Origin of the sequence: Algoriphagus sp. PAP.12 (assembly GCF_026652115.1) — a bacterium.
In the GTDB taxonomy this organism is placed as follows: Bacteria; Bacteroidota; Bacteroidia; order Cytophagales; family Cyclobacteriaceae; genus Algoriphagus.
Map to the genome: position 1 here is coordinate 23,814 of NZ_JAPPSQ010000013.1, position 15,142 is coordinate 38,955.

A 15,142-nucleotide genomic window follows, 5' to 3' on the forward strand; every position below is an offset into this window, starting at 1 on the left:
ATTAGAAAAAATAATTATATTTTTTATTATGAAAACGTTTGGTAGTTCTATACATCAAACTTAAAGAAATACGAGAATTGAAAGGAATTAAACAAACTATACAAGCGAATAAAAACAAATTCATCAAACCATTAATAATATTAATTGATCTATATTTAATTGGTCCTAAAAAATATGGAATAAGAGGAAATATATTGGTTTCATTTAAAGAATTTATTTTAAAAATATCCCACACCCGTTTATAGCAATACCAATTAAAAAGATCATTCTTTTTAATTCCAAAATAATGAAGGCTTAATGAATCAAAATGAGTAGAAACCTGTAAGTTATTAACTTTATAACTATTAATTCTATCAGACAAATACCCTAAATGATAACTTGAATTTGATCTCCAACTCCAATCTACATTGAATAACTCTCCAATAGAAGCAAATTTAAGAACATCCAAGATGTAATAAACATCTTGATGATAAGTTAATTTAGGCTTCCATTTAATATTATTATTTACTAAATAGGATTTTTTAAGCATCATACTTTGTCCTAACCATGGAGATTTAAGAAAAAAGAAATCAATAATATATTTATGAGAAAGATCATTATTATCACTAAACGATTCAATAGAATTAGAAACATATCCAATTTTAGGATTGACAATAACATCAAATTTAGATTGTTTTAAAAGACTCACTCGATTAAATATACAATCTCTAAACATTAAATCATCACTATCAAACCAATTTACATATTCTCCCACTGATAATTCAAAAGCATAATTGCGACAAACATTCCCTCCTTTGGGTAGGTGGTAGGGCCTTTTAAAAACCTGAAAGCGGGAATCCTTTTTTGCATATTCTAGTAGTATTTCCCAAGATTCATCCGTACTATGATCATCTATAATAATGCATTCCCAATTCTTATAAGATTGGCCAAGAACAGAATCCAAGGTCTCCCGAAGGAAAGGAGCCTTGTTATAATTTGGAATCAAAATAGAAACAAGAGGCTGCCTATCCATTTTTCAACACCTCTCTAATCATCGAATTCACCTTTTTATAATATTCGCTTTGATCCAAATTTTGGGAAATAAAGGCCTTTCCATTTTCACCAAAATTCTGAGCTTTTTCTCTATTCAAATGAAGTTTCATTATTTTATCGGCCATTCCGTCCACATCACCTTCATCCACCAAAAAACCTGAACTCCCATCTTCCACTACTTCAGGAATTCCAGCATGTCTAGTACTTATGATTGGCAATCCAGCAGCCATTGCTTCCAAAATAGCAACCGGAGTCCCTTCCTTGTCTCCATTCGAAGCCTGTTTACTATGCTGAATAAAACAAAAGGATTGACTCATTTCAAATGCAATTTCTTCTGCAGATAAAACTCCGGAAAATTCCACACCCTTTATATTCAGAGATATACAAAGGTCTTGACAAATAGAAAGCAGGTCGCCTGTCCCAACAAATTTTATATGAAGATCAGGAAATGCTTTCTTCGCCTTTTTAAATGCCATCAAAGTCAAATAAGGGGCTTTCTTCTCAACAAATCTTCCGATTGCCAAGATTTGATTTCCTTTGTAACTAGGTTTAATTTCTAAAAATCTGGAATGAGGTGCATAAGTGATTTTAATTAACTTTTCTTCAGGAGCACCCAGTTGAAGAAGGTCGTTTTTCATTTCCTCTGAGACAACAATAAAACGATTTGCTGTTTCAAACATTATCTGATAAGCTGATCTATACTTATCTAGAACAGAATAAATAGAGGCGTCATAGCCATGAAAATGAACTATTAAGGGAATATTCAATTGTTGTGCAATTGGAGCAAGTAAAGCTCCTGAGGGCCCATAGTTCGCTAAAATTAAATTAATATTGTTTGCTTTTAAATATTTCAACAAATAATGTTCACGAAGGGGCCTTTTAATCAAGTCCAGTCTATGAAAGAAAATATCTTGAAAAGGAGGCGTTTTATAGTTTTGAATCACTCCCCTTAAGGAGAGAAATGGAAAAAGATCGCCATAACAATGAAAGATCACACCATCAATTCCATTTTTCAGATTCTGAATAAAAGTTTCAGAGTAAGCTTTAGTTGAAGGAGATGTAAAGCAGATTCTCAATTCCTCCATGCTATTGCTCCTAGGCTTGTAATGAGATGTTGATCACTATATTCATCTAAAACTCGATCTTTCTTTAATAGAAATTGAATTACAGGTTTTAAAATCCAAAATAGTCGTTTTTGATTTTTCTTACTCATTTTTCTACGCTTCAGCCAAAGCCCTAGGACTTGAGCTAAAGATGCGTCCCATCCTCCCATACACGTAATCTCAACATTCTTAAAACCAGCCCTTTCTAATTGATATTTTAAACCAAAAGGAGTGTAACGATAATAGTCACATGGAGACTCATGCGTTGGCCAAATAAAAGGCACTGTTAAGATCAGTGGTGAATCTGGTCTAAGGATTCTAAAAATTTCTGTCAATGTTATTTGAGGATCAGGACAATGTTCCAAGACTTCGGTTGCCATTGCTGAATCATATGTTGAATCATCAAATGGAAAAGTTATACCATCCCAATAAAAATCAGGTTTTACCCCAACCTTATACTCTTGTCCGCCAATCAAGTCCACACCAGAATAGGAAGTAATTTGTGGATTTGAAAGAATTAAGGTTTCATAAGGCTTTTCACCACAGCCAACATCCAACAAATCTCCATTCAAAACTTCCTTTTTAGAATCAAGAAATCTCAAAAGAGAACTTTTGATATAGAATCGGTCAATATTCTCAAAAGTTATTTCTTTAGGATTAAACTCGATCATCACCAATATTTCACAAAAGTTCTACCTGTATAATCTATTCTATTTAAAAAGATGGGATAATCCAGTTTTTGAAAATACTCATCAACTGCTTTCTTGCACCCTTTCCAGTGTCCGTAATCATCAATAATTAAAATCCCTCCTTTAACCAATTTAGGAAATAAAATTTCAAGCTCAATTTTCGTTGACTCATACCAGTCAGTATCCAATCGAAGAAGAGCAATTTCATCAATTTCGGTGGTCAATAATGTTTCTTCAACAGGCCCCTGAACGAACTTAAGGTTTTTTGAAGGATAATTTAATGAAGCGATATTAGAACTAACCTCATCCAAGCTACTAACTGCCCAAACATTAGATTTTTTTGAAGAATCATCAAGAAGAAGTTTTGCTGCTTTTGTGTCATCAAACTTCGAATCAAAATCAATAGGCTCTGTCATTCCCTGAAAAGTATCGAATAACCAAATTTCTCTATCCTTCACTTCTATAGATTGAAGAACTTTTATCATTGCCATTACGCTTCCTCCTTTCCAGACACCGCATTCTATAAAGTCTCCTTTTATTCCATTGTTTTCAAGATAAATTACGGATCGAATAAGAGTCACCAAACGTTCTGGAGAAGTCATAGTAAATTTTGAAACCGCCGAAATTATATCCAGTTCTTCTTTAGAAAAATCAGCATGTTCATTAGATGTAAAGTCTACTTTTTGAGACTTTTTTACTTTTCTAAATATTTTCTTCAACATTCCATTCAAATTTTTCCAAATATGTACATGAATAAGGTGACCAATCAAACTGCCTATATATACCATGCATATTTATTTCAAGCCAACAGGCATGCTCTATTGTCTGATATTTTCTTCCGCCTTTTCCTTCACCAAAATGCGCAGTTAAAGAATATCTACCCATATATAATAAAGGATTTTCTATATAACACGAAACTTTAAAAAGGCCTGGTTTATGACAAAACTTCAGGTCTGATTGAAAAATCCAACAATGAATAATTGCTCTATTTTTCTCATCAAATATCTGAAATGAAAGGGTGGCATTAGGAACGAATTCAGTTGTAAAAATTTCAAAATCAACTTTCAGTGGTTTTCCAAAATTATGGTGCCCCTCAGAGTCTGAACAAACTACCTCAATCCTTCTTACGTATGGCATTTCTTTTAATTCTGGATCAAGATATAAATTCCCTGAATTACTCTCCAACCCCAAATAAGAATGTAAAACGCTTTTTACGGCACCATAGTTAATGATTTCTCCACTACTTAGCAAAACTCCTTTTTTGCACAAATTAGAAACTGCTTCCATATTATGACTCACAAATAGCACAGTTCTACCCTGCCCTGCCACATTCTCCATTTTCCCTAAACACTTCTTCTGGAATTCATAATCTCCTACAGCCAATACTTCGTCAATAATCAAAATCTCAGGCTCGAGATGAGCAGCCACAGAAAAACCCAAACGAACCTTCATTCCAGAAGAATAGAATTTGACAGGTGTATCAATAAACTTTTCAACCCCTGAAAAATCTATAATTTCATCTAGTTTGGAATCTATCTCCCGGCGTGTCATACCAAGAATGGTTCCATTCATATAGATATTCTCACGCCCTGAAAGTTCGGGATGAAATCCAGTACCTACTTCCAAAAGCGAAGCAACTCGTCCACGGATTTCGATCTTGCCTTCAGTGGGGTCAGTGATTCCAGAAAGAATCTTCAGTAAGGTAGATTTCCCAGCCCCATTCTTCCCTATTATTCCTAAGACCTCTCCTTCTTTCACCTCAAAATTGATGTCTTTTAAAGCCCAGAAAACAGAATTGTCTTCGGCTCCAAAGCGACTTAATTCACGGAGTCTTTTCAAATTATCCCATGGTGAACGGATAGCTTGAGTAATTTGACCAATTAGCGTCTCAGATTGCTTTTCCTTTAGGCCTATCCGATATCTTTTAGAAAGGCCTTTTACTTTAATAACTGGATTACTCATCGTAAAACAGAAAAATATTTTTTACTAATTTTCAAGAAATATAGTTCAACCGTAAAATAAGAAATTACCGCCATTAAAATTGAAACAATAATTTTTAACAAATAATGTTGGTAATCCGCTAACAAAGTTATCTTTCTAAACAATACAAATATTACCAAATGCCATAAATATAAACTATACGATAATTTTCCAAAAAAAACAAATATTGAATATCGAAACAAATTTTTACGATTTGAAACTATATTAATAATAATTATACAACTTAAAATTCCAAAGACCCCCCTGTAACCTGATCTAAGTAGTAAATATCCAAAATCTAGATTAACAATAGAAAAAAACAAAATTAAAAATGTACTAAAAAACAACAAGTAATTATTTACTAAAAATTTTAACTGAAACTGCCTTCGGAGCAAAGCTAAAGAGCAACCAAAAAATATTGAATCCATAAAAATTGAGTTAAAAAATAAAAATTTTATAAAATAAAATCTAAAACAAAAAATTAAAATAGAAACAATTAACAAGAAAATTGAAAATTGTTTTTCATTTAGAAATCTATGAACAATTATTAATAAAAGTGGCCACCATATATAATATTGTTCTTCCACTGCCAAAGACCACATATGATACAGAATAAATGGCTCTTCCGCTAAACCCCAATACCATGAAATATTATAAATATAAAAAAAACTAGCTATAAACTCCTCAATATAAATTTTTGAATTTGATTTCCAAAAAATAAAAACTAAAAAAGAAGTAACTATCAATAAAAATGCTAGCGCAGGAAAAAGTCGTAGAAACCTTCTTGAATAAAAGTATTTTAAGTTTATTTCCCCATATTCGTCTTTTTCTTCTAAAAGAATTGTAGTAATCAGAAAACCAGAAAGAGCAAAAAACACATCCACTCCAATCCCTCCATTTTGTCCAATATAAATATTGGAATGTCCTAACATAACAAGGCCAACTGCAATCGCCCTTAAACCATCCAAACCAGGTATATATCCCAGTTTTTTATTAGGGCTCATCCAACATGATTTACCAAACAATTAATTAGAAAACCAGCATTATATTTCAAATCCTTTTGAGATGCTTTTTGAGCAACGGAGAAAATATTACCAGAATCTAGAATTATTTTACGAGAATCAAAACAGTCTTCCAATCCAACACCAGAATAATAATCCATAAATTTGAAATCACCTCCTATTAAACGATCTGATAGAATTATCCTCTCTGTTGGAATCCCATAAGATTCCGCTAATATTAACCCATGGAGAGAACTACTTAAAATTTTTTCACATTGCTTTACCATTTCAGCAAATTTGAATATATCTAAGGTCGGAGAGATTACTAGAACTTCATTCCCATATTTTCCCTCAATATTCTTCAAGATTGGCAAATCCAATTCTTTAAAATGTGGTATGATACCAACTGAATATTTTTTTGATAAATCAGGATTATAATACTCTTTGAATAACAATCCAGGATCACCTAAAATAGGGCAATCTATTTTGAATAAATCCTTAATTTTTTTTGCAGTTAATTTCCCTCTTACAGACAATACTTTATTTGGTCTATGAATTAACGAATGATTTTCAGACAGAAACCCTGAACCCCATATTGAGTAATGCTCTAAGCGACTGCTTAGTATACTCCCAACCCCTGTAATATTTTCTTGATTTTTTAAATTAAAAACCTGACTGGAAACAAAAACTTCTTTTTTAAGAACAGACTCAAACAAAAACTTATTAATAGAATCTCCCCAATTTTGTTTATAGTCCCAATAATATATCAAAGGAGAATAATTAGACATATTAAATTTAAAACTTTGAATAATATTAACGGGCAATGCTTTTTTTTTGATCTCGTAAATATTTTTTTTTAAATTCATCATCTAATTTGAAGAATTCTTAACATATTCATAAATTAAATAATCCAAAATATTATTTTTTTTGAATTTTATTATTTCATCTTCTGAAAGAGAATTAAACAGAGTTTTTGAGTTCGTTTGATTTTCAAATGGAATTGTTTCCAACTCCGTTTTACCTAATTTCCTTGCAAGTCTTTCCATCGAATATTGAAACTCTTCCAGAGTCCCAATAAAAAAATATTCATCAATTCTTGATTTATAATTCTCAAGATTACACTCAAGCGCTCCAGCTAAAAAATTACAATCATTTTCTAGATATTGGGAAAGACTTAGATTCTTTACAAAATCATGCCCTCTTTTCTTTCCATACTTATACATTGATAGGTGGTGTTCCAGTGGCTCTCTTATAAATGTGATCAACTTTAATCCTGGGTTTTCATAGATTTCTGGAAATCTTTTACTTAATCTGAGTTTGGAATTATGATAATGGCCCCCCAAGATTTCCCAAGGCTTAATTTCACTTAGCTTCGGAGGGGAGTTTTCAAATTTACTAAACTCAATTTCTAATTTTTCCGGATCTGGAAACTTTAATTCATGAGGAGAGTAGTCTTTTCTTAAGATAAACCACTTTCTTAATACAATATTCAAACTTGTGCCTCCACACTTGGGAATATGATTAAAAACAAAAATGGGATTATCTCCTATATCCTTTGGGTATGGATTTAATTTCCATCTTACATAAGCCCTAACATATAGAAATTTGTCTTTTAAATACTGATAAGGCTTACTTCTACGGATTTTCAGAAATCTTTTAGCCAAGGGCTATTATTTTAATGGAATTGAAAAGCAAGGTCTAATTTGAGATTTGAAATTGGAGTAGCAATAGACATCAGTAGCTGAAATCGAAACTCTAGTCATACCGGATTCTCAAAGGAGAATATTTTGTGAGCCTAGCTGGACCCAAACTAGAAAACTTTTATAAATCAATCTATTACACTGTTCAAATGAGCTCATTATTTTTACCAACCCAGGTCAGGAGTCGAACCGAGATATTACTTCTTGGAAATCCAATCTTCTTTTTACTGGCCCCAAACAGAAGTCGGGATTGTATCTCGTTTCTTGGCTCTTAGTTCTAGACTCTTAGTTCTAGACTCTTGGTTCTTGATTCTTTATTCTTGGTTCTTGGTTCTACCTTATCTCTTCTGTACCTTCACCATCCTTAAAGCCTCCGATACAGCTATTGGATAATCGGACTCCAAGACTTCTGCACCATCTGCAAATACCTGGATATAGTCCACTGCTCGTTGATCCATATTTGTTTCCTTATCATAGCTTGGGGCAGCAGAAACCATTGCTTTAGCACCCCTACCGTTTAAGGCTTGATACAATTCTTTGTTTTCCGGCTTTGAAAGTGGACCTACATATGCCATCAGCTGATTAAATGGAATTCTTGCTTTTTCATAAGACTCCAATTCTTCCATGTTTCGGATAAAGGCTGAAAACATAAATCTAGAATCTTGGCTGAGGTAATATAGCGCCTGTTCTGGTGAATGCACTGTCACCATCACATGCCCCAGAGCATTATGCTCAATAAGGAATTGAGCAGTCATTTGCATCGGCACATCCTTTTTATCCAGGTTCAATACGGTCTTCCCCTTTGCCCATTGGATTGCTTCTTCCAGAGTTGGTATGGTAAAACCCGTTATGTTCCCCTCTTTATCCTTGAGTCGGAGATTTTTTACCTCTTTCAAAGTCAAGTCTATCAGTTTCCCTTTTCCATTTGAAGTTCTCTCTAGCGTCTCATCATGAAAAAGGACTATTACTGAGTCTTTGGTTAGTCGAGGATCAATTTCGAAGAGTGTTCCAATTTCTTGAGGGATTTGATTGACTGTGTTTTCAAGAGCTTCAATGCTGTTTTCCGGAAAGCCATTTTCCATCCCTCCTCTATGTCCTGAGATTAGTATCAGGTTGTTCCCATGCCGGAAGTATTCCTTCATTTGTTCGGGACTTGTTGGAATGGTTGGTTTACTTTCTTGAGCTTTTAGTATAAAGCTAAAAAGTAGTAGAAGGAAAATGAAAAGGAGTTTGATGGATGTTATGGTTATTAGTGTACTAGTCAATAGTCCATGGTCCACAGTCCATAGTTGGAAGTTGGATGTAGGAGGTTCGAGCCTTAGTAACTAGGAGAATGAAGACTAAGGGACTTAGAGATTCTATTTTCTAAATTCCATTTCCCTGAACACATGTCTCTAGGATCTTGGCACAGCTCCGCCCTTTCAGTCCCATTTCTGGGAATTAACAGTCCTCCCTTCAGGAGGCAAGACTACCTTCAGTAGTTGAATTCGCTTTTTTCAGTCTCATTGAGGACCTAAAGCTGACTGAGTAATAAATTTACTCGGTTGGATTTGATTCGCAAATTTTGATGGATGAAATATTGGGAAGGGTTGGTAGTAGGAAGTTGGAAGTTGGAAGTCGGGAAGTTGGGATCCCGATTCCGATTTCACCGAGAATTTCGCAGTTGGATGGATTGTAATTGTTGTCATTGTTGTAATTGTTGTATGCCTTCGGCGTTGTGGTGGTTAGGGATTAGGTTATTAGAAAGCAGGGATTAGGGATTTGAAGATTCCGATTCCGATAGTTACCGAGAATCACCGGGAGGGATTGGAGAATAAGTCAGAAGGCTAAAATCAGAAAGCTAAAAGGTTGGAAGGGTTGTTATTGTTGTAATGGTTGTGTGCCTTCGGCGTTGGATGTTAAATGAGAGTTCTGATTTGTCCTTTGGGAAAAGAGCTTCCAACTCGAATAAAGCTTCTCTTAGAATTGTCCATTTTTGATAAGTGGGTTTATGTAAATTTATTTTAGGACGACATACAATTTTGAGTGCGGGAGGGCATGTCGCGCCAGCGGGCCCAGCGTGGGATTGTGGGCGGAAGTCCACGATAGAAACCGGGATGGCGGCGACGAAGACTTTTGCCAACTTTTGGCCTTCAAAAGTTGGGTGATAATTAAAATTACCTTTTCATTTTCATGAAAACCTTAAGGATTCCTGAAGTCCTATTCTTCGTCCGTGGGATGATTGAACATTTTGTTGTAATGGTTGTGTGCCTGCGGCGTTATGATTGTTATACTTTTAATTTACAAAACCTTGCAGTGATTGAGGTTCAAGAAAAAAATAAGAAGCCCACCTTATTACTTTAAAATTCATAAATCCGGAATTAACAATACCAAATCTGTAAAACAAATAGGACAGTGTGAATCATGACTATTATATTTGAAAACAGGAATTGAATCTTTCTACGAATTATTGAAGGTTCAGATCCCACAAATTTGTTTATGATCAGCTTCAGGAAAACAACACCTTATTTTAATTTATTTTTAGGGACTTCCCTCCTTTTTCTAATGGCTTGCCAGCCAGAAGAAACCAAACCTAGTCCTTCTCTTGAGGAAACAATGGACTGGGTAATCACCAAATTTTATGCTGAATTCAGCCCAGGAGAATTAAAAAGTGCTGACCAGAATTTCTTCCTTTCCAATCTTAGTTCGGAGGAGTTAAAGGTTCTATCCACTCAGTTCTGGAAATTTCAGGTCAATGAACCCGTGATCGTTTCCCTGATGATCGATGTGGATCAAGAAGTCATTCCTTTTTGGGTTGAGGAGTCCGGTTTTCAAAAAACGGATCTCCAAGTCACCAATGAAATGTATACTTATAATGTCTGGAGAAAGGAGTTTCCCGAAGGAATGGTAGAACTCGGAATACCAGGTATTGAGAATCATCGTACTCCTTATTTTGTTTCCGTTGGCAAAGCCGATAAGGAATCTGACAGACCTTTGGAGATTAGTAATGTCTTTCCAGCCTATCAGGAATTGCAATCTCTGGAAATAGGCAATCCGGTATATACCTGTTGGGATTTGAAATTGGAACAATATCCGAAAGAGCTGGAAGGAGATATTTTATTGGCAACCAACAGAGGAAGACCCAGAGAAGCCCATTTATTCCAAGCTATACGAGAAACCAATTTTCCTTCTAAAGGATCTCCGGATCAAATCGCTCTATCCTGGAACGGTGATCCAAAAACCAGCATGAATATTCAATGGAGAACTTCCTTGGCAATATCTGACAACAAGCTGACTTATTGGGAAAAGGGATCGGATAGCGTCCAGGTACAATCTTCAGTGAAGGAGCTCTATGACCGATTGGTATATGGAGACAGCAGAGTCAATCACCATACTGTTGAATTAAAAAACTTAAGCCCCGGAACCACCTATTTCTACCAAATAGAATCAGGAAATCACCTGTCCGAGGTTTATTCATTTAAAACCGAACCTGAGAAGGGAGAATTTTCATTTATCTGGTTTGGGGACACGCATAATCAAAAGGATTGGGGTGAATTGATTCAAGAGGCAGTAAGAAGAAATCCTGAAACGGCCTTTATCTCCTTCACTGGGGATATGGTCGACCATGGTCTTTATAGAAATGAATGGGATGATTTCTTTGGCTACTCTGGGAATGTTTTTTCTACTACTCCAGTCATGCCTATCCCAGGCAACCATGAGAACCAGGACGATCTGGGTAACCAGCTTTATTATGATTTATGGAGTTTGCCAAAAAATGCCCCAGCAGGAACTCCTGAGGAAAGCAGTTATTCTTTTAAATACCAGAATGCATTTTTTCTGATGATTGATGCTACTCAGGAGATAGATCAAATCACCCCCTGGATAGAGGAGCAAATGAAAAATTCAGATTCTGAATGGAAAATAGTGATGCTTCATTTTCCGCCTTATAATTGGGAGACATCTTACCCAGATATTATTTCTCAATGGGTTCCTTTATTTGATCAATACCATGTGGACTTGGCTCTAAGTGGACATAAGCATTATTACATGCGTTCCTTTCCTTTAAACAATGGTGAACAAGTAGATAATTTCTCCCAGGGGACTGTTTATGTCCTTTCAACTGGCACGGGCTATAATCCTACTCCTATTGATGCAGAAGAGCCCTATGCTTTTTACCGTGAAAACAAAAGTCACTATTATCAGAGGGTAGAGATTGATGAAAATCGCTTAGACTTCAAGACCTATAATGGAGATGGCAATGTGGTTGATGAGTTTGTGATTAGGAAATAGCGATTTGTAGAGAAAGTCAGAAGGTTGTAATTGTTGTTATAGTTGTGATTGTTGTGTGCCTGCGGTGTTGTGGTGGTTAGGGATTAGGGAATAGAGAATTGTAAGTGGACTGTGGTCAGTTAACATTAGGTTGTGGTTGTTGTGTGCCTGTGGCGTTGTGGTGGGTAGGGATTAGGAAATTAGAGTGCAGGGATTAGGGATTGGAGAATAAGTCAGAAGGCTGAAGTCAGAAAGCTAAAAGGAGAAAAAGGTTGGAAGGGTTGTGATTGTTGTAATGGTTGTGTGCCTTCGGCGTTGTTGTAATTGGAAAATTGAAAAATTGAAAAATTTGGAAATCCGATAAGCACTAGGAGAGAGCAGGGATTGGGGAGCAGAGATTGGCAGAGCACCAGAGGTGCGATATGATAGTAACCCTGGGTGAGCGAAGCGTAACCCAGGGCATGAAAGAACCAAATCCATTGCCTCCGGCCCTAAAACTGAAATTGGGCAAAATGAAATAATGCCGGAGGATGGAAACGAAAATATTTTGAAAAGAATTTACAAAAACACCATTAGGCTAAAGCCCTCTGCCCTTGAAACCTCATTTTGAAAATGGCCTAAAGCGCCATTCCAATTCAAGGAAGCCTTCTAAAAAAATGAATCAGAGCAATTCCACTACCCCTCCCGATCCCGATTTCATCAAGAATATCCTGGATTAAGCTGAATAGCTAGAATTCCTAAGTTGTAGTCCCTTCCATTTGGGAATTGAATGCAATTTTGACAAATCCCTAATGTCAAAAAATCAGTGAATTATTGCATTTATCCAATAATCTCAATCTAATTATAAGAAAAATCCAAAAAACAGGAGAAATTCTGTTTCTGTTTGTGTTTTAGCACTAAAGGTTTTCCGATATTATATCTAAATATTAAAGAATAATTGGAAGGAGTAGTTTTTAACAGGGTGATTTTTTTTAAACATGGAAGATATAACTAAGGAGTACCCTTTTGAGCCATTTAAAAATATTGGACTTGCATTTTCAGGAGGAGGGTTTAGAGCTGCGGCTTTTTCTCTAGGGACATTGAGTTATCTGGAGCATTTAAAAAATGCTGGAAAATCCCTCACTAAGAATGTTAGCTATATCAGTTCTACCTCTGGGGGTACAATAGCCAATTTATTATACAGCTCTGCCATACACCAAGGGATCGAGTTCAATGAATTTTTCAAAGATTCTATGGCAAAACTAAATGGAGAAGACCTGTTGGATTACATTCTCTCTATTTTAAATGATGATGAAGAATGGGAAGGTGAAGGAAAACATAGGAACAGGAATTTGATCAATGCATTGGCAAAAGCCTATAATTTCAAGTTATTCGGGGGCTTGACCATGGATGTTTTTTCAAATAAAACTCATGTTGAAAAATTTGAGGTTTGTTGTAATGCTTCTGAATTTTATAGAGGACTTACTTTTCGATTTAAAACAGATGGCACCAAGCGTCCCCATCAACAGACCGGTAACGCTTTCATTCAATTTGATGATGCTAAAATTGACACCTTAAGGAAAATTAAATTAGGAGATGTTCTCGCTGCATCCTCATGTTTTCCGATGGGACTGGAGCCGATTGTTTACCCTGAGGATTTTAGCTACGATAAACTAAATGTGGCAGAATTGAGAGAGGCTATAATCTATCGCGATTACAATCATAAGCAGTGGAGACTTTCTGACGAGCCTGAGCAAACTATAAATGAAAAAAAAGAGCCCAATCAAATCTCTTCATTCGGATTAATGGACGGGGGAATTACCGATAATCAGGGCTTAAAGAGTTTGATGCTGAAAGATAAGCGGACGAGGGAAAATAATAAAACAAGGCCCTTTGATCTTATTCTGGTTTCAGATGTGACTAGCTATTTTATGGAGTCTTATGTTCAGCCTAGAGTAAATACTGAATTATCTTGGACCAAAAGAAATATTAAATACTATTTAAAGGGGTTTTTATGGTTTTCGAGAAATTCCAAGCCAATCCAAAATGCTATATTTTGGATAGCCTTATTGGGAGTAATTGGAGTCTATTTGATTTCAGGTAAACTTTGGGCCATCATTTCAGCATTTATTCTGGGAATATTTTTCACCCTGTATTTGGGAATTAGATTTCTTAGCAATTGGAGAGAAACCAAAGGTTTACTAAAAATAAAAAGTAAAGGAGGAGTCATTGAAAGTCTGAGACGAATTCTTCCTTTTGTGACATTTTCCGATGGAATATTCAATAAGCTTTTTGATTTTTTAATTGACACGAAATTGGCTGTTTTAAAAGCTATGCTAAAATCCAGAGTATTGTCTGTAGTAAGCATGGTAATGGATGTGAATCTAAAGCAGGTCAGGAGACTGATTTACGAATCCTTTTATGAAGATTCTTGCTGGGACAATCGAAGGATCCCCAATTTCATTTATGAACTTAGTACCTACAATAAAATTAGTCGCTCTTTTAGATTCGGTAATACTGAATTTCTTCAATGGGTACCGACAAATGAGGATAAGGCCCTATTGATTGAAGGCTGTGAAAAATTGGAATTTGTAGCTGAGAAAGCCCGAGAAATGGGGACAACCCTCTGGTTTGACAAAGCTGATATGGAAGAAGGGCAATTGGAGAATATTATCATGACAGGCCAATTTACCACCTGTATGAATTTATTAGAATATGTCATTTCGCTCGAAAGAAAAGAAATCCTAAAATCAGAAGATGGACTAAATGATTTGAAAGGAATCAAAGCACAACTTGTTTCAGATATCATAAAATTTAAAGAAGATCCAGGCTTTTTGTTGAAATCAATTGTTTGAAAGTTGGAGGTTGGGGATTCCGATTCCGATAGAAATCGGAAGGGATTAGGGATTGGAGAATAAGTCAGAAGGCTAAAATCAGAAAGCTAAAAGAAGAAAAAGGTTGGAAGGGTTGTGATTGTTGTAATGGTTGTGTGCCTATGGCGTTGTTGTAATTGAAAAATTTGGAAATCCGATAAGCACTGGGAGAGAGCAGGGATTGGGGAGCAGAGATTGGCAGAGCACCAGAGGTGCGATATGATAGTAACCCTGGGTGAGCTAAGCGTAACCCAGGGCATGAAAGAACCAAATCCATTGCCTCCGCCCTAAAACTGAAATTGGGCAAAATGAAATAATGCCGGAGGATGGAAACGAGAATATTTTGAAAAGAATCGGCAAAATTACCATTGGGCTAAAGCCCTTAACCTTTGGAATCATCTTTTTTGAATGGCCTAAAGCGCCATTCCTATTCAAGGAAGTCTTCTAAAAAAAATAAATCAGAGCAATCCCCCTATCCCCTCTTGTCTGCAAGGGTGAAGGTGAGAGTCTAGGCTGGGATTTTGTCATGAATTTAGA

At 35.6% G+C, this 15,142-nt stretch carries 11 protein-coding genes; 2 read left to right on the forward strand and 9 right to left on the reverse strand.

Going from position 1 to position 15,142, the window contains the following annotated elements; all coding sequences use genetic code 11:
* Nucleotide 1: 1 nt before the first annotated feature.
* The 9 genes from O0V13_RS15190 to O0V13_RS15230 form a co-directional block, all read right to left on the reverse strand.
* Entirely contained in the window at nucleotides 2–1,012 is a 1,011-nt protein-coding gene (locus tag O0V13_RS15190; RefSeq protein ID WP_268035821.1) for a glycosyltransferase family 2 protein, read from the reverse strand.
* Nucleotides 1,005–2,117 (reverse strand): glycosyltransferase, encoded by a 1,113-nt coding sequence (locus O0V13_RS15195; protein WP_268035822.1) that lies wholly within the window; start codon nucleotides 2,115–2,117, stop codon nucleotides 1,005–1,007. The genes O0V13_RS15190 and O0V13_RS15195 overlap by 8 nt, the downstream gene beginning before the upstream one ends.
* On the reverse strand, nucleotides 2,105–2,806 hold the full coding sequence (locus tag O0V13_RS15200) for a class I SAM-dependent methyltransferase (RefSeq protein ID WP_442780932.1): 702 nt from the start codon (nucleotides 2,804–2,806) through the stop codon (nucleotides 2,105–2,107). The genes O0V13_RS15195 and O0V13_RS15200 overlap by 13 nt, the downstream gene beginning before the upstream one ends.
* Nucleotides 2,806–3,546 carry a TylF/MycF/NovP-related O-methyltransferase gene (locus O0V13_RS15205; protein ID WP_268035824.1) on the reverse strand — a complete coding sequence of 247 codons (741 nt, stop codon included), beginning with the start codon at nucleotides 3,544–3,546 and terminating at the stop codon, nucleotides 2,806–2,808. Before O0V13_RS15205 ends, O0V13_RS15200 begins: the two co-directional genes overlap by 1 nt.
* Complete coding sequence (locus O0V13_RS15210) at nucleotides 3,527–4,786, reverse strand: ABC transporter ATP-binding protein (RefSeq protein WP_268035825.1); 1,260 nt, start codon at nucleotides 4,784–4,786, stop codon at nucleotides 3,527–3,529. The genes O0V13_RS15205 and O0V13_RS15210 overlap by 20 nt, the downstream gene beginning before the upstream one ends.
* Nucleotides 4,783–5,808: an acyltransferase family protein gene (locus O0V13_RS15215; protein ID WP_268035826.1), complete on the reverse strand. Its 1,026-nt coding sequence runs from the start codon at nucleotides 5,806–5,808 to the stop codon at nucleotides 4,783–4,785. The genes O0V13_RS15210 and O0V13_RS15215 overlap by 4 nt, the downstream gene beginning before the upstream one ends.
* On the reverse strand, nucleotides 5,805–6,674 hold the full coding sequence (locus O0V13_RS15220) for a polysaccharide pyruvyl transferase family protein (RefSeq protein ID WP_268035827.1): 870 nt from the start codon (nucleotides 6,672–6,674) through the stop codon (nucleotides 5,805–5,807). Before O0V13_RS15220 ends, O0V13_RS15215 begins: the two co-directional genes overlap by 4 nt.
* Nucleotides 6,675–7,469 (reverse strand): sulfotransferase family 2 domain-containing protein, encoded by a 795-nt coding sequence (locus O0V13_RS15225; RefSeq protein WP_268035828.1) that lies wholly within the window; start codon nucleotides 7,467–7,469, stop codon nucleotides 6,675–6,677. It abuts the gene before it with no gap.
* A 374-nt stretch (nucleotides 7,470–7,843) separates the two neighbouring features.
* The gene (locus O0V13_RS15230) at nucleotides 7,844–8,647 is read right to left on the reverse strand and encodes a glycerophosphodiester phosphodiesterase family protein (protein WP_268035829.1); all 804 of its coding nucleotides are present in this window, start codon (nucleotides 8,645–8,647) and stop codon (nucleotides 7,844–7,846) included.
* Nucleotides 8,648–10,049: 1,402 nt separating this feature from the next.
* Here O0V13_RS15230 and O0V13_RS15235 point away from each other — a divergent pair.
* A complete protein-coding gene (locus O0V13_RS15235; RefSeq protein ID WP_268035830.1) occupies nucleotides 10,050–11,774 on the forward strand; it encodes a purple acid phosphatase family protein in 1,725 nt (574 codons plus the stop codon).
* Nucleotides 11,775–12,730: 956 nt separating this feature from the next.
* Complete coding sequence (locus O0V13_RS15240) at nucleotides 12,731–14,587, forward strand: patatin-like phospholipase family protein (protein ID WP_268035831.1); 1,857 nt, start codon at nucleotides 12,731–12,733, stop codon at nucleotides 14,585–14,587.
* The last annotated feature ends 555 nt before the right edge of the window (nucleotides 14,588–15,142 follow it).